The sequence below is a fragment of the Pedobacter sp. genome (genome assembly GCF_040513095.1).
In the GTDB taxonomy this organism is placed as follows: domain Bacteria; phylum Bacteroidota; class Bacteroidia; order Sphingobacteriales; family Sphingobacteriaceae; genus Pedobacter.
On sequence record NZ_JBEVDX010000094.1, the window covers coordinates 21,495 to 38,676 of the forward strand.

Sequence of the window (17,182 nt, forward strand, 5' to 3'; positions counted from 1 at the left end):
TATGAACAAATTTTTGGGGTATATCTTTTCTCCTGTATTTTACTTTTTCTTTTTACTCACCTTATTGGTTTTCCATCCTGTTCAATGGATCAGCTACCGTTTCTTTGGTTATAAGGCACATAAAACCTCAGTAGATTACCTTAATTTCTTCCTCACCTACAGTCATATTTTCCTGGGCTCCTCTTCTACCTTTATCAATGAGCAGGAACTTCCGGTTAACCATCCGATTATCTTCGTTGCGAATCACCAGAGCATGTACGACATTCCCGGGCTGATCTGGTTTCTGCGGAAATACCATGTAAAGTTTATCTCAAAAATTGAGCTTACCAAGGGGATACCTTCCATCTCCTTTAACCTCAAATACGGCGGAGGGGCAAACATAAACAGGAAAGACAGTAAGCAGGCCATTTCCGAGATCATTAAACTGGGCCGCAGGATGAAAGAAAATAACTGGTCGGCTATGATCTTCGCAGAAGGCACCCGTGCAAAGGACGGGCAAATGAAGCCCTTCCAGGTAGGTGGGATTGCCACGCTCCTGAAAGCTGTACCGAATGCCCTGATTGTACCAGTTGCGATAGAGAACTCCTGGAAAACAGTTCAGTATGGAATGTACCCCCTTAGCTTTGGTGAGAAGATTCGCTGGACGGTGCTGGAACCAATCGAGCCGGCGGGCAGAAATGCCGAAGAACTTACCCTGATGGCAGAAACTGCAATCAGGAAAGAACTGAAACAGGAAAAAAACGCCTAAATATTCTTGTTCTCGATCTTTTTAAAGAACTCATCGCGGTAAGTATCTCCTATAGGAATGATCTTGCCGCAGATAGTGATCCTGCTACGTTCAATACTTTCGATTTTATCCAGCGCGATGATATAAGATTTGTGCACCCTGATGAACTGTGATTTCGGTAGTGTTTCCTCCATCCTTTTCATATTTTGCAAGGTGATCACCCTTTCCGCTTTTGTAAAAATCGAGATGTAGTCCTTCAATCCTTCGATATAAAGAATATTATCCAGCTCGATCTTCTGAATTTTATGTTCCGTTTTCACGAAGATAAAGTCCTGCACGGTTTGAGGCTCTGGCATTATAGCCGCAGCAACAGGTATTACCGGAGCAACAGCAATAGCTGGTTCAGCGTCATTCTTATGCCTGTTATGCACCTTCTCCACTGCTTTATAAAACCTGTCAAATGCAATCGGCTTGAGCAGGTAATCTGAAACGTTTAAGTCGTAACTTTCCAGTGCATATTGAGAATAAGCCGTAGTTAAAATATAGCTGGCTTTATTGTTTGCAATCTTAAGGAACTGGATGCCCGTCAGGTCTGGCATCTGGATATCCAGAAAAACAAGATCAATCCCTCCTGCCTGTACCAGCTGCAGGGCCTCAATCGCATTTTCTGTCCTTTTCACCAATTCCAGAAACGGCACTTTGGAAACATAGTCTTCAATAATATCGAGCGCTAATGGCTCATCATCCACGGCAATACATTTTAGCGTCATTGTTTTCTTTTTAAATCAGAAATTATATATCCAGCATGAGTTCACTCGTATAATGCGTAGCCGAATTTACGATATTTAGCTTATACCTTTCCGGGTAAAGCAGCTGCAGCCGGCGTTCCACGTTATTTAAACCCACTCCGCCAACATGGTCTTTATTGGCATTATTTTTTTTGTTGGTAATACTGAAATGCAGTATCTTTTGATTGGCAATGATATTGATCCTGATGGGATCTGAAGGGTCATTGGCCACTCCATGTTTAAAGGCGTTCTCCACAAATGAGATCAGTACAAGCGGCAGGATCTGCTGGTTATCAATCTCGCCATTAAGGGTCATCACCACTGCTGCGCCGTCCTTAAACCGCAGCTTTTGCAGTTCTATATAACTTTGTACGTACTCTATCTCTTTGCTCAGCGCTACCCAGCTGTCGTTACTCTCATAGATCATATACCGCATGATCTCGGATAACTTCAGAATCGCATCTGCAGTCTTGTCCGACTTCTGATAGGCGAGGGAATAAATATTATTTAAGGAATTGAAGAGGAAATGCGGGTTGAGCTGAGATTTCAGGAACTGCAGCTCCATGTCTTTTTTCTCCGTTTCCAGGCTGCGCTGGATACGGATATTGCCAAACCAGTCCAGTGCGAATTTAATGAGGCAGCCCGAGATGATAAAAAAGCCAGATGAAAATACAGTAGAAACTACATAAGTGATCACGGAGGTTTCCTCAATTGCGCCGGTTTTGGCATCGATATGTTGCAGTACCTGATCGCGGTAAAGCACCGCTATGATTGTTTTCGCAAAAGACATCACTGCAATCAGCGCAATGAGCGAGACGATATAATACCAGTATTTTTTTAGCAGCTGCGGAATAAGCAGTGTATAGTTGATATAAAAGATGGAGATATTGATGATGGAGAAATAGCCGATATTGACGATGTAATAGGTATGGCTATGCTTGCTCTGGTTGAAAAACAGGCTTACCGATACCATTCCGATAAAGAACAGCCAATAAACCAAATGTGCTATCAACTCTCTCCTGCCTCTCATTTGTTTTGTATTGATTTAAATTATTATAAAGCGTTAAAATTATTTGTGTTTACCAGCTTTGTGCCTGCAGGAGCCTGTAATTGATCCATTCAGGACCTTTCTGCAATGGAACCAAAGTACTGAAAGTAATACTTTTTGGTCATAGCTTTCGACGAACGGGCAATTTTTTTCTACCAACGGCTAAAATACCAACATTTTGCGTTTTTTCTCAAAATCACCTGTTGATCTATAATTATTTCCACTTGGTATAAAACATTTTAGCAGCATGAATTTTATGATTCTATTTGTTTCAACAAAACGATACGATTATGAAACCATCACCAGTATACAGCTCTCAAAACTCTGAAATGCTCGTGATAGCTTCATTACCGATTAATAAAAATAGACAACCTATGAAAACTGCATCTGTTCAACACATAGACACTTTAGCACAAAACAGGATTTATACCTCTTACGAAATTGATTTCAGCAAGCTGACCAATATATATACTTATATCATGAAAAAATTAACAAATGTCTCTCCATTTTTATTACTGTTGGTACCTGTTTTTATGATGATGATCCTTACACTAACCAGCAACGGCGGTACTCCGGAAGAAAGCATGGTAAGTGCAAAATCAACAAATCAAACCAGCGTTGCAAAGTTGCCTGCTAGCCTGTTAAAATAAAAATCGGCGCAAGTTGATTTAAAATAATGCAACGTTATAAAAAAAATTACGTCTCATAGACATCATGGGCATAATAGCTCAAAAAATTTAGTTTTAGTTATAGTTAATAGTAGTAAATGGCGGCTGGATGGCCGCCATTGCTTTTATAGAGGTTTTTGAAAAAAAATAGCAAAATATTTTGAAACTAAGATTATAGTTCATACATTTAACTATAATCTTAGTTCATTATATAGCTAACACTCACAATACTATGGAAATTAAAGATCTTACTAAGGCTGAAGAACAAATCATGCAGGTCATCTGGCAGATAGAAAAGGGATTCGTCAAAGAAGTGATGGAATTCCTGCCTGAACCTAAGGCAGCATACAATACTGTATCCACTATCATCAGAATACTTGAAGTAAAAGGTTTTATCGGCCATACTGCTTTTGGCAAAGCCCATCAATATCATCCACTGATTTCTAAGGAAGATTACAAGCGACATGCTACAGAAAAGCTACTGGGCAACTATTTTGAAAACTCCGTAGAAAGCATGTTCTCCTTCTTCGTAAAGGAAGAAAAGATGGATGTAAATGATGTGGATGAAATTCTCAAAATGATCAGCAAACTTAAAGGAAAATCAAAATGACCTGGGCCTACTATCTTTTGCAAGTAAACATATACATCGTTATATTTTACGTCTTCTACAGGATATTCCTGGACCGGGAAACCTGGTTTGTACTCAACAGGATTTATCTGCTGTCAGCGGGAACGCTTTCTATGCTCATCCCTTTTATTAAACCGGAATGGATACTGCCAGAGTCGGCAAATGCTGGTATCGTTATCAGCGCAGGACAGCTGGACATACTCGTTGCAGACGCAAAGATTTTACCAGACGCTGGCTTCAACTGGGGAGGATTGATTTCAGCGATTTATATATGTGGCATTGTCTTTTTTGCAGCACGTTTAATCTGGCGCTTATTTCATGTCAGTCTGCTGATCCGCGCAAACCCTGAAGGTATGGCTTTTTCATTTTTCGGTACAAAAGTGATTGACAGAAAGCTGCCCGGGCAGAAAGCTATCCATGGGCATGAAGATATACATATCCGTCAGTATCATACTGCTGATGTGATTTTTTTTGAATTGCTTGCCATAGTTTTGTGGTGTAACCCGGTAATATACCAATATAAACTCTCCATTAAAAACATACATGAATACCTGGCTGATGAGTATGCGGCCAAACTGGAGGGAGATAAAGAATCCTATGCGATACTTTTATTGTGTAAGGCTTTAAAGGTAGACCAGAGCGTTCTCACCAATAGTTTTTTTTCAAAGTCACTTATCAAAAAAAGAATAATTATGCTGAATAAACAAAGATCTACCAGGACCGCCATTCTAAAGTATGGCCTCTTTCTTCCGCTATTTGCGGGAATGCTTCTGTTGTCATCTGCCAAGATCAGCAGGAATGAAAATATCAAAGATATCGCTGAACAAATTAAGGCGCCGGTCATTATTGCATCAGTCAGCAATAGCGCAAGTAATGCTGCCGCAGCTAATACTTTTAATGAGGCTGATACACCACAGAAACGCCTTCAAATTAAAACTGTTAAAGCAACAGGAAAATTGCCAGCAGGTACAAAAGCCGGCAATAAGGCAAATACCTCCTCCACTTCTCCGGCGCAGCAAGAAAAGCCATATGATTTCAATTCCACGACGACAACGCCATCTTTTCCGGGGGGTATGGAGAAATTCTATAAATACCTGGCTGCAGCATGTAAATACCCTAAAGAAGCGATAGAAAAAAATGTCGAGGGAAAAGTATTTCTATCTTACATTGTCGAAAAGAATGGTAGTATCAGCGATGTTAAAGTAGTAAGAAGACTGGGAAGCGGAACCGATGAAGAAGCGGTGAGGTTACTGGAAAATTCTCCAAAGTGGATACCGGGGACTGTTGATAATAAGCCTGTTCGGGTGCAATTAAACCTCCCAATCAATTTTAGCCTTTCAAAAGATAAAGGAGTTGAACCAAATATGAATAAAGCTCCTTCTGTAAATCCGACAGGTACCAGACCAGAAGATGGAGCGAAGACAATCCCTTCAGGAAGTCCCGCAGGGGTGAAGCCTGAAGACGGTGCTAAGACGATTAGCTCAGGCGGTCCGGCAAAGCTGAAGGCATCTGACGTTTCGCTGGCCGGCAGGAGGATTCGCATTAGTAAACAAGATAATCCTCTTGTTTATATTGATGGAGTTAAAAGCTCTCTTACTTTAATGAACCAGCTCGACGTTAATACTATCGAATCAATCAGGGTCGAAAAGGATAAAACCGTAGTGACTGGAAATGTTCCCGAATGGACAAATGCAGCTGTCATGATCACTACTAAAAAAAGTAAGCAGGATAATACATTTTCAACTGCAGAATCTCCAATACAGGGACATCCGTAATCAAGTGACCATAGTATTGACATTGCACTGCCAAAATAAGTTCAAAAGCCGCGCTCTAAAACAAAGCTCCTGAAAACACGAAACCCCTGCTAAAATTTAGCAGGGGTTTTTGTGTTAAATCCTTGTCTCGTAGACTCTAAATTTATTAAACTTCTTCCTCAGAAACAAATTTTGAAGCATAAAAATCTCTGTTCATCCTTGCAATGTTCTCCAGAGAGATTCCTTTAGGGCATTCTGCTTCGCAGGCACCTGTATTGGTACAGTTTCCGAAACCTTCAGCATCCATCTGGGCAACCATGCTTTGTGCACGGCGGTACCTTTCCGGCTGTCCCTGTGGCAATAATGCCAGCTGGGAAATCTTAGCCGAAGTAAACAGCATAGCTGATGCATTTTTACAAGTTGCAACGCAGGCACCACAACCAATACAAGCCGCAGCTTCGAAAGCAGCATCTGCCTGAATTTTTGGGATCGGAAGTGCATTGGCATCCTGGGCATTCCCGGTATTTACTGAAATAAAGCCTCCTGCGGCGATAATTCTGTCAAATGCAGTACGGTCTACCGTTAAATCTTTAATTACCGGAAAAGCTGCTGCTCTCCATGGTTCAACAACGATAGTATCCCCATCCTTGAACGAACGCATGTGCAGCTGGCAAGTTGTTACCAGATCCTTTGGCCCGTGCGGTCTGCCGTTAATAAACATTGAGCATGAACCGCAGATACCCTCCCTGCAATCATGGTCAAATACAACCGGTTCGTCACCCTTTGTGATCAACTGCTCGTTCAGCACATCAAACATTTCCAGGAAGGACATATCCGGAGAGATCTCTGATAATTTATAATCGACCAAACTACCTTTGGCTTTGTTATCTTTCTGACGCCAAACTTTCAGCGTTAAATTCATATTTCCTGTACTCATGGTATGGATATTTTAGTACTAGATTATTTATAACTTCTTTGTGCGATCTTGATGTTTTCAAATTTAAGCTCCTCTTTATGGAGTTCAAATTTCACACCTTCCTTGAATTCCCATGCAGCAACGTAAGCATAGTTTTCATCATCTCTCAAAGCTTCACCTTCTTCAGTCTGGTATTCTTCACGGAAGTGACCACCGCAGGATTCATTTCTGTTTAGTGCATCTATACACATCAGCTCTCCCAGCTCGATAAAGTCGGCCACACGACCAGCTTTTTCCAGTTCAGGATTGAATTCATTGATCACACCCGGAACACGTACATCGCTCCAGAAATCTCTACGCAACTGCTGAATTTCTGCAATCGCTTCAGTAAGTCCCTTTTCATTACGTGCCATTCCGCATTTCTCCCACATGATCAGACCTAATTTCTTATGGAAGAAATCCACAGACTTAGTTCCCTTGATCGAGACAAATTTTTCTAAGATTCCTCTTACACTCGCTTCAGCTTCTACAAAAGCAGGGTGATCCAATGGAATTGGTTTTGTAGCCAGTTCTTTTGAAAGATATGCACCGATAGTGTAAGGGATTACAAAATAACCGTCAGCCAATCCCTGCATCAATGCAGATGCACCTAAGCGGTTAGCGCCGTGGTCTGAGAAGTTAGCTTCACCCAAAGCATATAAACCAGGGATAGTAGTCATCAGGTTATAATCTACCCAAAGACCGCCCATGGTATAGTGAACCGCCGGATAGATACGCATTGGCAATTCATACGGGTTTTCACCAGTAATCTGTGCATACATATCAAACAGGTTACCATATTTCTCTTTTATCACCTCAAGTCCGAGACGTACGCAAGTTGCTTTGTCAGGATTTTGAATGTTATGTTTTGTAGCTTCGATACGACCGTAACGCTCAGTATTTGCAGCAAAATCCAGGTAAACTGCCAGTTTGGATTTACCTACACCATACCCTGCATCACAACGCTCCTTAGCTGCTCTCGAAGCTACATCACGTGGTACAAGGTTACCGAAAGCAGGGTAACGGCGTTCCAGGTAATAATCTCTTTCGTCTTCAGGAATTTCAGATGCTTTCCTCGTATCGTCCTTTTTCTTAGGTACCCAGATCCGTCCGTCATTACGAAGGGATTCAGACATCAGTGTTAATTTAGACTGGTGATCTCCTGATACAGGGATACATGTAGGGTGAATCTGCGTGAAACAAGGGTTGCCAAAGAATGCACCTTTTTTGTGTGCTTTCCATGCTGCAGTAACGTTACTGCCCATTGCATTGGTAGAAAGGTAGAATACGTTTCCGTAACCACCGGATCCAAGCAATACAGCGTGACCAAAATGACGTTCCAGTTCACCAGTGATCAGGTTACGTGCAATAATACCGCGTGCTTTACCTTCGATCACTACTACATCAAGCATCTCATGACGGGTGAACATTTCTACTTTACCCATACCGATCTGACGCTCCAATGCACTGTAAGCACCTAATAGCAGTTGCTGACCGGTTTGTCCTGCTGCATAGAACGTACGCTGAACCTGAGTACCACCAAATGAGCGGTTATCCAGTAATCCACCATATTCCCTTGCCAAAGGCACACCCTGTGCCACACACTGGTCGATGATACTTGTACTTACTTCAGCTAAACGGTGAACGTTAGCTTCGCGGGCACGGTAGTCACCACCTTTAATTGTATCATAGAATAAACGGTAAACACTGTCACCATCATTCTGGTAGTTTTTCGCAGCATTGATACCTCCCTGAGCCGCGATAGAGTGCGCTCTTCTCGGAGAATCCTGGAAACAAAAACATTTAACTTTATATCCCATTTCGGCCAGTGTAGCTGCTGCCGAAGCACCTGCCAGTCCTGAACCTACTACTACTATTTCTATACTTCTTTTATTAGCCGGATTGACCAGAGGCATTGAAGACCTCAGTTTAGTCCACTTTACGGTTAGTTCCCCTTCCGGTATATTTGCATTAAAATCTGCCATTTTATATTAGCGTTATACGTTCGAAATTATTTAATAAGACCTGTATAAAATGCCACAGGCATAGCTGCAAAAAGCAACGATATAATGATTGAGTACCATACACCAAAGCCTTTAATCAGCGGGCTGTACTTTCTGTGGTTCCAACCCAATGTCTGGAATGCCGAAGCAAAACCGTGCAGTAAGTGGTAACAAAGAGAAACCATCGCCAATTCATATAAAACTACCAGCCAGATATTCTGGAAAGCCTGCTGCATCACCGCATATAGATTTTCGCGACCGTTTATATCTTCAGTTGGAATTCCTGTAAAACGTGATACGATCCAGAAGTTAGACAAATGGACGATCAGGAAGATCAGCAACAAAGTTCCCAGTAAGCCCATTGAGCGGGAATACCATTTACTGTTTGCGCTTCCGTTGTTCACAGCATACTTTACCGGGCGTGCTGCCTGGTTCTGGAATGTGAGACGAAGGCCTTGTACTGCGTGTACAATCAGACCAAGCATCAGAATTACTTCTGAGCCCCTGATCAGCCAGTTGGTAGCCATAAAGTTAGCACCAAGGTTAAATACTAAACCACCGTCATTCAGGAATATCAACGAATTGATAAAACAATGTACGATGAGAAATAAAATTAGGAACAGGCCGGTGATACCCATTATTAGTTTTTTTCCTATAGATGAGGAAAAAGCGTTTCCGAAACTAGCCATTAGATTTTTATATTTGAGTTCTATTCCTGCAAAAGTATTTAATAAATGACTTAATTTAAACACGAATATCATCTATTAGTAATAAAAAAGCTATTTAGAAACGTTCTACGTCGCAATGTGTAATAATTGATTATGACGCATATAAAAAGAAAAAGGGAGCAATTTTCATTGCCCCCTTTAAGAAGATACAGCCGTTAAAATTTTAGTTGAAACTGAAAGTATAGTTGCCGTTGGGGCCTACACCTGAGATCGTAGTTTTACCATTTCTGGAAGTTGGCAATGCTGCCTCAACATCTTTAGCGCTGTTTACAGGCTTACCATTTACTGCAGTTACCAGCAGTCCTTTGCTGATATCGAAGGAATCAAATAGTTTACCTTCTTCTACCGCTGTAACGATCACACCGCTTTTGGCACCAAACTTTGCTTTTGTTGCAGCTGAAGCCGGAGCAAAAGTAGCCCCCAGTTTATCAAGAGTAGTCCCTGTTGTTCTCGACGCAAGGATAGTTTTCGGTTTAGTGGCTATGCTGGCGTCGCCTTTCAGCGTTACGTTTACATTCTGCAGTTTACCCTCTCTTGCAATTGTAAGCATAACTTTATCACCAGGACTCATACGTCCGATTTTTTCCTGAAGGTCAGGTGAGTTGAAAACTTCTTTACCTTCTACCTTTTTGATGATATCACCTTTTCTGATACCAGCTGCTGCACCGCCACCGTTTGGCATGACATCACTTACGTAGAGTCCGCTGATGTCATCAATTTTCAGGTCTTCTGCCACATCAGCATTCAGTTCCTGGAAAGTAACACCTACGTATCCGCGTTTCACGCTGCCATATTTTTTGAAATCCTCAAGGATCTTTTTGGCCAGGTTTACAGGGATAGCAAAACCGTAACCTTCGTTTGTACCGGTTTGAGAAGCAATTGCCGAGTTGATACCTACAAGCTCACCGTTTGCGTTTACAAGGGCACCTCCGCTGTTTCCCGGATTGATGGCAGCATCAGTCTGGATGTATGACTCAATTGCGCTGTTACCTGCTCTTACAGGAACTTTACCTGTACGCTGATATTCCTCATATTCTTCTTCTGTAGGCTGTTGTTTTTCCCTGCCTAAAATCCCAATCTGACGTGATTTAGCGCTTACGATACCTGCGGTAACTGTAGTTTGCAGATCCAGAGGGAACCCCACTGCAAGTACCCATTCACCAACCTGTACGTTATCGGAGTTACCCATTTTTACTACAGGAAGATCGCTTGCATCTACTTTAATCAGGGCAAGGTCTGTATTGGCATCTCTACCGATTACTTTGGCTTCTACCTTACGTCTGTCAGACAGGATCACCTGGATCTTCTCTGCATTTTCTACGACGTGGTTGTTGGTGACGATATAACCATCAGGTGTAAGGATCACACCAGACCCAGAGGCTGCTCTTGGCACTCTTGATCTTCTGCCACTTCTGCCGCCACCAAAGAATTCCTCCATCATATCCATTGGTGAACCGCTTTCACTGGAACCGCCGGAACTGAATGTAGTTTTGATGTGTACTACAGCCGGAGAAACTGCTGCTGCTGCCTGTACAAAGTCGGGCGCACCCGTTGATGCAATACCCGCTGAGGGGTTACTTGCAAAAAGAACATTTTGCTTTTCAGCCAGTGTGAGCTCGCTGGTTTTGTTTTCCAGCATTTTATAACCTCCGATTGCTGCTGCACCTCCTATGAATGCAGCGAAAACGATTAATGCTATTTTTTTCATGTGTGTATTGTTATTTAAAATTTGTTACGAAGCTTTAAGGGCTTCCTGGTTTATTAGATTTGTTAAGCGTATTAATGTTTCATATGCTTGTTACATTTTCGGGTTTTTACTGTCTTTCAGTAGATGAAGAACGCTTTATTCGACTGAGGATCCCCTGTTTAGGTTTAACGATGATGGGCCGGATATGTCATATAATGGTATCATTTGTTAATTTCGTTGGATTATATTCAAATTTAATACCATTACACCGATATTTGTATCAGCACAGCATCACATAAATTGTTAAAAAATGTTAAATCATACCCCTTCAAATCAGCAGCATACACATTTTTATAAATATCAGGGCGCTGGAAACGACTTCGTTCTGGTAGATAACCGTTCACTTGATTTCCAATATAAAGATAACAATATAGTGCTGCAATTGTGTGACAGGCGTTTTGGAATTGGCAGTGATGGTTTGATGTTGCTGCAGGACCACCCTGACTACGATTTTGAGATGTTATATTTCAATGCTGACGGTAACATCGGCAGCATGTGCGGCAACGGCGGAAGATGTATTGTAGCGTTTGCAAAGCACTTAGGAATTATTGACACAGAGACTAACTTTCTGGCAGTTGACGGGCCGCATTATGCCAAAATTTCAGCAGAGGGTAACTGGGTTGAACTACAGATGATTGATGTTAAGGATATTGCAAATGATGGTTCAGCATATGTGCTGAATACAGGTTCTCCTCATTATGTGAATCAGGTTGCAGATCTGGAAGATATGGATGTATTCACATTAGGGAAAGAAATCCGTAACAACGCAACCTATAAAGCTGAAGGTATTAACGTGAACTTTGTAGAAGATAAAGGTGATCATCTTTTTGTCCGCACCTTTGAACGCGGTGTAGAGGATGAAACTTATGCTTGCGGAACAGGTGTTACTGCCGTTGCTCTTGCTATGGCCAAAGCACACGATCAGACAGGCAGTTTAAAAACTGATATCACAGTGCTAGGCGGAAAACTGCGTATTGAATTTGATTACAACGGACAGGATTTCAGCAATATCTTTTTATGCGGCCCTGCTGAGCTTGTTTTTGAGGGAGACGTTAAACTCTAGTTTTTATAGATCCTGATCGGGGCCAAATCGTTAACTGTCTCCAGCAAGATGCGCGGCAATACCGATCTTGATTTCTCCAAAGGTCGCACTGTTACCTAGCTGGGCCCGCAGTGGATTCAGGTTCACCGTTTTGAGTTCATTAATTGCTTCGAGAATCTTTTCCAGCTTTTTTCTGCCCAGGATATCTTTTGCATCAAGCTCCTGCCGGGCTACGTAATGGGCAAGATGCCCTTCAATTGTACCCACAGCCATCTTCCGCTTATCAGCAATTTCCATGATGCTTTTGCCTTTACGGAACAACTCCAGGGAAACCTCTTTGGTATCTTCTTTTGGTTCTTTAGGAGCTTTAGCTGCTGCAGTCTTTTTAGGCTTCTCCTTTTTTGCATTGAAGTCCATTTTATTCGGCATAGCAAATACCTTTTTCATCTGTTCCTCGCGTTCCGCCTGGTTTAACAGCAAGCCTACATCATTTTTAGTGAATTCTGTCCCGTTGATTGTGGATTGCAGCAATGCTGTTGCCTTCCTGATCTTCTTGAACTGTTCATAAAACAGGGATTCCATTTCCAGTAGTTCTGTCAGGAAAGCAGTTACCTGTTTATCCTGTTTCACCAGTTCCATCCTTTCAAAAATGCGTTTGGACAGATCGAGCAATAAAGGATTAAAATAGTTCTCCGCAGCTGTAGTCCTGAGCAGCATTGCAGATAACCCTTCTGGTGTCTGATCATGGCTAAGGCGCTGTATCTGGGCAAGAAACTTATTCGCATTCCCCCTGATCTCACTCAATTCTTTTAACAGTGCCTGTGCCCATTTCACATGTTTCTGTTTGGCGGATTTATTGATATCCTTGCTGTAAGAATGCACATGCTCATATACATAGTTATCGAGCGGCGTGAGGTTAAAACACTGCAGCAGGTAGCTTCTGAGAAAGGCTTCACTCTCCGCTTTGATCTGGATCTTCAGTTCTTCTTCCTGCTGTTTATTCTTTGAAAAATGAGAGACATTCTGGTCCTGACGGATTCCCGTTTTGGAAATTTGGGATGTCAGTACCAACCCGTCCAGCGAACGCAATCTTGATAAAGCCACATAGATCTGTCCCGGAGCAAAGGCATTGCCGATATCGATGATCGCCTTGTCAAAGGTAAGTCCCTGGCTTTTGTGGACAGTAATCGCCCAGGCCAGTTTAATCGGGTATTGAATAAACTTACCGATCACTTCTTCCTCAATCTCATTGGTCACTTTATGATTGGTATACTTGATATTCTTCCAGGTATACTTTTCAAGGACGATACGCTCTCTTTCACCTTCAGTTTCTACCTCGATCATGTCGGGCTTCAGATTAATCACAGTGGCGATTTTCCCGTTGAAGAACCTGCGGTCGCCACTCTGGTCATTCTTGATGAACATGATCTGGGCTCCCAGCTTCAGTTCCAGGATACGTTCTGCCGGAAAAGAGCTTTCCGAAAATTCATCTTCTATGCTGGCCTGGAAAAGATAGGATACACCATCCAGTTCATCCAGGCTTTTCTTGTTTAATGTATCTGCACGCTGGTTATGCGTAGTCAGCGTAATATATTTATCTTCCTTTGCAGGCACAAAACCGGCTTTGTAATATTTTTCCAGCAGTTCCACATCCCCTGGCGTGATCTCGTTATTGCGCAGGTTATTCAGCAGGTTGATAAATACCGAATCTGCCTGACGGTAGATCTTCTCCAGTTCAATATAAACCGGCGGACTTTGCTGCAGCGCATGGGCGTCAAAGAAATATACGCTGTTGTAGAATTCTCCCAGCAGCTGCCATTCATTGGATTTTACTACCGGTGGTAACTGATGGAGGTCGCCGATAAACAGAACCTGTACACCTCCGAAGCTGGCATTGTTCTTTCTAATATAACGCAGTACCATATCAATGGCATCCAGAAGATCCGCACGGAGCATGCTCACCTCGTCGATGATCAGTAGTTCCAGATCCTGGAAGATCCTTCTCTTGGTGCTGGTCATCTGTAAATGGCGCACAATAGATCTTGGCGTATTGTACTGCTGATTGGGATGCTCTGCCGTTGGCTGCTTAGGGAGGTAAGTGCCAAAGGGAAGCTGAAAAAGTGAGTGAATGGTTACCCCGGCGGCGTTGATTGCGGCAATCCCTGTAGGGGCGGCAATCACGGCTTTTTTGTGCGTCAGTTCAATCAGATTCCTCAGGAAGGTAGTTTTTCCTGTTCCGGCCTTTCCGGTCAGGAAAATATGCCGGGAGGTATAATTGATGAATTTAGCAGCAATCTCAGCGGGGTTGTATTCAGACATATTTTGCAACAGTTTTGAAGCAAAGGTACTAAAGATTGGAACAAACTAATTATAGATTCAATTAATTATTCGTCATTAAATAAAAACACTGAGTGTAATTAATTAATTCACCAGCAACTTGTAGCCTTTGCCATGTACATTCAGGATCTCCACTTTTGGATCTTCTTTCAGGTATTTGCGCAGCTTGCTAAGGAAAACATCCATGCTTCGGCCGTTGAAATAGTTGTCATCATGCCAGATACTCAGCAAAGCTTCTTCTCTAGTCAGCACTGCATTTTGTTTTAAACACAGCAGTTGCAGGAGTTCTGCTTCTTTAGTCGACAGCTTCTGCTGTTGACCGTTGTGCTGTATCATCTGAGTAGTATAGTCGAACGAATAACTTCCGATCTGGAACTGGCACTGTACCGGCTCTGCTGGCTTCACCTCTTTTACCGAGGCCCGTTTGAGCAGTGCATTGATCCGTAGCAACAGCTCTTCTATGCGGAAAGGTTTTGTGATGTAATCATCGCCCCCAAGATCATAGGCCGAAGCTTTATCTTCCATCATTGCCTTTGCAGTGGCGAAAATAATCGGCACACTTTCATTCATTTTACGGATCTCTTTGCCCAGGGCAAAACCATCTTTTTTCGGCATCATCACATCCAGGATACAGAGGTCAAAAGTCTGTTTGTTAAAAGCGCGCAGGCCTTCTTCGCCATCCACGCATAAAACGATATCAAATTTGCCCTTCAGCTGTAAATAATCTTGCAAAAGCATCCCTAGATTAGGATCATCTTCGACCAATAGAATTTTCTTCATGTTAATTCAGGGGTATAATTATTTCAAATTGTGTTCCTTTGTCCTTCTCACTGCGCACTTTGATAGTTCCATTCATTTGTGTAACGATATCCAACACATAATTCAGGCCCAGTCCAAATCCTTTTACATCATGCAGGTTGCCTGTAGGCACCCTGTAAAACTGGTCAAATGCACGCTTACTTTGCTCTTTCGTCATTCCAATCCCTTCGTCCTCTATCTCTATTACGAGATTTTTACCGGAATTTCTGGTACTGATGGTAATTTTTGGTGCATTTATGCTGTATTTATTAGCATTGTCTATAAGGTTGTACAGCACATTTGAAAGATGCAGTTCGTCACCTTTCACTACAGGATGTGCTGCATTCAGATTTAGCGTAACCTCTGCATCCTTTTTCTGCAGCTGCAGACTCATGCTGTCAGTCACCGCGGCGATGAGCGCATTCATATCTACCTCTTCTTCTTCGAGCTTCAGTTCTTTTTTTTCCAGTCGCGCAATACTCAGCACCCGCTCTATATGGTTACCAAGGCGTACATTTTCATCATAAATAATTCCGGCAAGCCGTCCGATCCGGGCTTTATCTTCCAGGATCTCCGGATCTCTGAGTGCCTCGCTGGCGATCATGATAGTGGATACCGGGGTTTTAAACTCGTGGGTCATGTTATTGATGAAATCCGTCTTCATTTCAGAGATCTTTTTCTGTCTCAGTATCGCATACAGTGTGTAGGAGAAAATAGAGATCAGAACAAGCAACAATGCTCCTGATGATGCCATGGTTACTTTAAGGTTATTCAGGATCAGGGATTCCCGGTCCGGGAAATTGATATACAGCATACCCGGATCGCGGATCACATCATTGCTGAACAAGGTTGTTTTAAACGTATTTGCCGGCAGGATTTCTCCTTTGATAAAATTGACTTTACTAAAGAGGACAGAATCGCGCGTTACGCTTTTCAGCCAGAAATCGTAATTCAGCTGGATATTTTTATTGAGCAGTTCAGCGCGCAGAAGAGTATCCAGCGTGGCTTTTGTTACCCGCTCATTCAGCGGGATATCCAGCTGGCTCATTTCCTTTGCTGCAGCTTCGAGCACGTTGAAATCCCCGTCGTTGATCAGCTTTACTGTATCTGCCTGCAATTCGCTCAATGCATTGCTTCGTCTTCTTGCGGCAATCTCATCTTCTATTCTGAACTTTGCCCGCATGTCAGCATTCAGGCTGGGCAGGGAGATCCGCAGGGGCCGGCCATCATTGCTGCTATACACAAGGTAGCGGATGCTGTCAGGAAGTTTTTTCGGTTCCAGATTAAATGTTTTGGCAGTGCCAATCCTGAATACCTTGCGTACATTGCTGCCGATCATATTGAGGTCTTCATCGAAACCGACATTCACATCTACATTCAGCGGCGTAGTAGCCTGGTTAGCCAGGGCAAAGAAATCAGCTTCTGAAATAATCGTGGGACTCAGATACATTTTTCTGATCATGCCATCCTGATAATTGAGTTCGTCAATCATCTGCTTCTGCTGATCGTATTTTCTTTTCCGCTCTTCTTCTTTAAATTTCTGGTCGAGATCAATCAGCCGGCGTGTTCTGTCACGGCGTTGATTTTCCATTTTGATGCGCCACTCGTAGTCCGTTTTGGTGATGCGGCTTACGGCATTCAGACGTTGAACCTTATCGGCCACGGCACTGAGTGCCTGGTTTACTTCCTGTTCAAAAAGCTGTGATTTAAGCCGATATGCTTCCCTGATGTAATACAGTTGCATTACAAATACACCAAGCAAGGCTATGGTCATGAGTCCGGTAATCAGCCAAAGGCTTTTTTTCTTCATTATCTACAGGGTCAAAAATAAGGAAGAGTAAGCTGATAAGCACTATTTTAACAATTTTTAACACAGTAATATTCAAAGGGTTGAAAGGGCTTTGGGCAAGCGCGCAACAGAACGGAATGAGATCCGGTGCAATAGCGGCGCTTATTTGC

The 17,182-nt window shown here is 42.6% G+C and carries 14 protein-coding genes; 5 read left to right on the plus strand and 9 right to left on the minus strand.

Translation table 11 applies throughout. The features are described from left to right. Nucleotide 1 precedes the first annotated feature (1 nt). A complete protein-coding gene (locus ABWY16_RS11280; protein ID WP_353904747.1) occupies nt 2–748 on the plus strand; it encodes a lysophospholipid acyltransferase family protein in 747 nt (248 codons plus the stop codon). Here the strand turns inward: ABWY16_RS11280 and ABWY16_RS11285 are convergent. Continuing rightward, entirely contained in the window at nt 745–1,497 is a 753-nt protein-coding gene (locus tag ABWY16_RS11285) for a LytR/AlgR family response regulator transcription factor (protein ID WP_353904748.1), read from the minus strand. The two genes, ABWY16_RS11280 and ABWY16_RS11285, sit on opposite strands and share 4 nt — an antisense overlap. Before the next feature lie 22 nt (nt 1,498–1,519). Further along, nucleotides 1,520–2,545: a sensor histidine kinase gene (locus tag ABWY16_RS11290; RefSeq protein ID WP_353904749.1), complete on the minus strand. Its 1,026-nt coding sequence runs from the start codon at nt 2,543–2,545 to the stop codon at nt 1,520–1,522. Nucleotides 2,546–2,853: 308 nt separating this feature from the next. On the opposite strand from ABWY16_RS11290, the gene ABWY16_RS11295 reads away from it, so the two are divergent. From ABWY16_RS11295 to ABWY16_RS11305, 3 genes are all read left to right on the plus strand, one after another. Further along, the gene (locus tag ABWY16_RS11295) at nt 2,854–3,213 is read left to right on the plus strand and encodes a hypothetical protein (RefSeq protein WP_353904750.1); all 360 of its coding nucleotides are present in this window, start codon (nt 2,854–2,856) and stop codon (nt 3,211–3,213) included. Between the two features lie 250 nt (nt 3,214–3,463). Continuing rightward, a complete protein-coding gene (locus ABWY16_RS11300; RefSeq protein WP_353904751.1) occupies nt 3,464–3,841 on the plus strand; it encodes a BlaI/MecI/CopY family transcriptional regulator in 378 nt (125 codons plus the stop codon). Next, nucleotides 3,838–5,634 (plus strand): TonB family protein, encoded by a 1,797-nt coding sequence (locus ABWY16_RS11305; RefSeq protein ID WP_353904752.1) that lies wholly within the window; start codon nt 3,838–3,840, stop codon nt 5,632–5,634. The genes ABWY16_RS11300 and ABWY16_RS11305 overlap by 4 nt, the downstream gene beginning before the upstream one ends. A gap of 145 nt (nt 5,635–5,779) precedes the next feature. On the opposite strand, the gene ABWY16_RS11310 is transcribed toward ABWY16_RS11305, so the two are convergent. The 4 genes from ABWY16_RS11310 to ABWY16_RS11325 form a co-directional block, all read right to left on the minus strand. Beyond that, nucleotides 5,780–6,550, minus strand: a complete 771-nt coding sequence (locus ABWY16_RS11310; protein WP_353904753.1) for a succinate dehydrogenase/fumarate reductase iron-sulfur subunit — start codon at nt 6,548–6,550, stop codon at nt 5,780–5,782. A gap of 23 nt (nt 6,551–6,573) precedes the next feature. Next, nucleotides 6,574–8,553: a fumarate reductase/succinate dehydrogenase flavoprotein subunit gene (locus ABWY16_RS11315; RefSeq protein ID WP_353904754.1), complete on the minus strand. Its 1,980-nt coding sequence runs from the start codon at nt 8,551–8,553 to the stop codon at nt 6,574–6,576. Nucleotides 8,554–8,579: 26 nt separating this feature from the next. Then, nucleotides 8,580–9,260, minus strand: coding sequence for a succinate dehydrogenase cytochrome b subunit (locus ABWY16_RS11320; protein WP_353904755.1), 681 nt, complete (start codon nt 9,258–9,260; stop codon nt 8,580–8,582). Nucleotides 9,261–9,462: 202 nt separating this feature from the next. Continuing rightward, nucleotides 9,463–11,007 carry a S1C family serine protease gene (locus ABWY16_RS11325; protein WP_353904756.1) on the minus strand — a complete coding sequence of 515 codons (1,545 nt, stop codon included), beginning with the start codon at nt 11,005–11,007 and terminating at the stop codon, nt 9,463–9,465. Nucleotides 11,008–11,296: 289 nt separating this feature from the next. On the opposite strand from ABWY16_RS11325, the gene dapF reads away from it, so the two are divergent. Next, complete coding sequence (dapF, locus tag ABWY16_RS11330) at nt 11,297–12,109, plus strand: diaminopimelate epimerase (RefSeq protein ID WP_353904757.1); 813 nt, start codon at nt 11,297–11,299, stop codon at nt 12,107–12,109. 30 nt (nt 12,110–12,139) lie between these two features. On the opposite strand, the gene ABWY16_RS11335 is transcribed toward dapF, so the two are convergent. From ABWY16_RS11335 to ABWY16_RS11345, 3 genes are all read right to left on the minus strand, one after another. Next, nucleotides 12,140–14,407: a helix-turn-helix domain-containing protein gene (locus ABWY16_RS11335; RefSeq protein WP_353904758.1), complete on the minus strand. Its 2,268-nt coding sequence runs from the start codon at nt 14,405–14,407 to the stop codon at nt 12,140–12,142. 102 nt (nt 14,408–14,509) lie between these two features. After that, complete coding sequence (locus ABWY16_RS11340; RefSeq protein ID WP_353904759.1) at nt 14,510–15,205, minus strand: response regulator transcription factor; 696 nt, start codon at nt 15,203–15,205, stop codon at nt 14,510–14,512. A gap of 1 nt (nt 15,206) precedes the next feature. After that, the gene (locus ABWY16_RS11345) at nt 15,207–17,033 is read right to left on the minus strand and encodes a sensor histidine kinase (protein ID WP_353904760.1); all 1,827 of its coding nucleotides are present in this window, start codon (nt 17,031–17,033) and stop codon (nt 15,207–15,209) included. Nucleotides 17,034–17,182: the final 149 nt, after the last annotated feature.

Excerpts from the sequence above, each read along its gene's own strand:
- ABWY16_RS11280 (WP_353904747.1), top strand. The coding sequence starts at position 2 with ATGAACAAATTTTTGGGGTATATCTTTTCTCCTGTATTTTACTTTTTC.
- ABWY16_RS11285 (WP_353904748.1), bottom strand. The coding sequence starts at position 1,497 with ATGACGCTAAAATGTATTGCCGTGGATGATGAGCCATTAGCGCTCGAT.
- ABWY16_RS11290 (WP_353904749.1), bottom strand. The coding sequence starts at position 2,545 with ATGAGAGGCAGGAGAGAGTTGATAGCACATTTGGTTTATTGGCTGTTC.
- ABWY16_RS11295 (WP_353904750.1), top strand. The coding sequence starts at position 2,854 with ATGAAACCATCACCAGTATACAGCTCTCAAAACTCTGAAATGCTCGTG.
- ABWY16_RS11300 (WP_353904751.1), top strand. The coding sequence starts at position 3,464 with ATGGAAATTAAAGATCTTACTAAGGCTGAAGAACAAATCATGCAGGTC.
- ABWY16_RS11305 (WP_353904752.1), top strand. The coding sequence starts at position 3,838 with ATGACCTGGGCCTACTATCTTTTGCAAGTAAACATATACATCGTTATA.
- ABWY16_RS11310 (WP_353904753.1), bottom strand. The coding sequence starts at position 6,550 with ATGAGTACAGGAAATATGAATTTAACGCTGAAAGTTTGGCGTCAGAAA.
- ABWY16_RS11315 (WP_353904754.1), bottom strand. The coding sequence starts at position 8,553 with ATGGCAGATTTTAATGCAAATATACCGGAAGGGGAACTAACCGTAAAG.
- ABWY16_RS11320 (WP_353904755.1), bottom strand. The coding sequence starts at position 9,260 with ATGGCTAGTTTCGGAAACGCTTTTTCCTCATCTATAGGAAAAAAACTA.
- ABWY16_RS11325 (WP_353904756.1), bottom strand. The coding sequence starts at position 11,007 with ATGAAAAAAATAGCATTAATCGTTTTCGCTGCATTCATAGGAGGTGCA.
- dapF (WP_353904757.1), top strand. The coding sequence starts at position 11,297 with ATGTTAAATCATACCCCTTCAAATCAGCAGCATACACATTTTTATAAA.
- ABWY16_RS11335 (WP_353904758.1), bottom strand. The coding sequence starts at position 14,407 with ATGTCTGAATACAACCCCGCTGAGATTGCTGCTAAATTCATCAATTAT.
- ABWY16_RS11340 (WP_353904759.1), bottom strand. The coding sequence starts at position 15,205 with ATGAAGAAAATTCTATTGGTCGAAGATGATCCTAATCTAGGGATGCTT.
- ABWY16_RS11345 (WP_353904760.1), bottom strand. The coding sequence starts at position 17,033 with ATGAAGAAAAAAAGCCTTTGGCTGATTACCGGACTCATGACCATAGCC.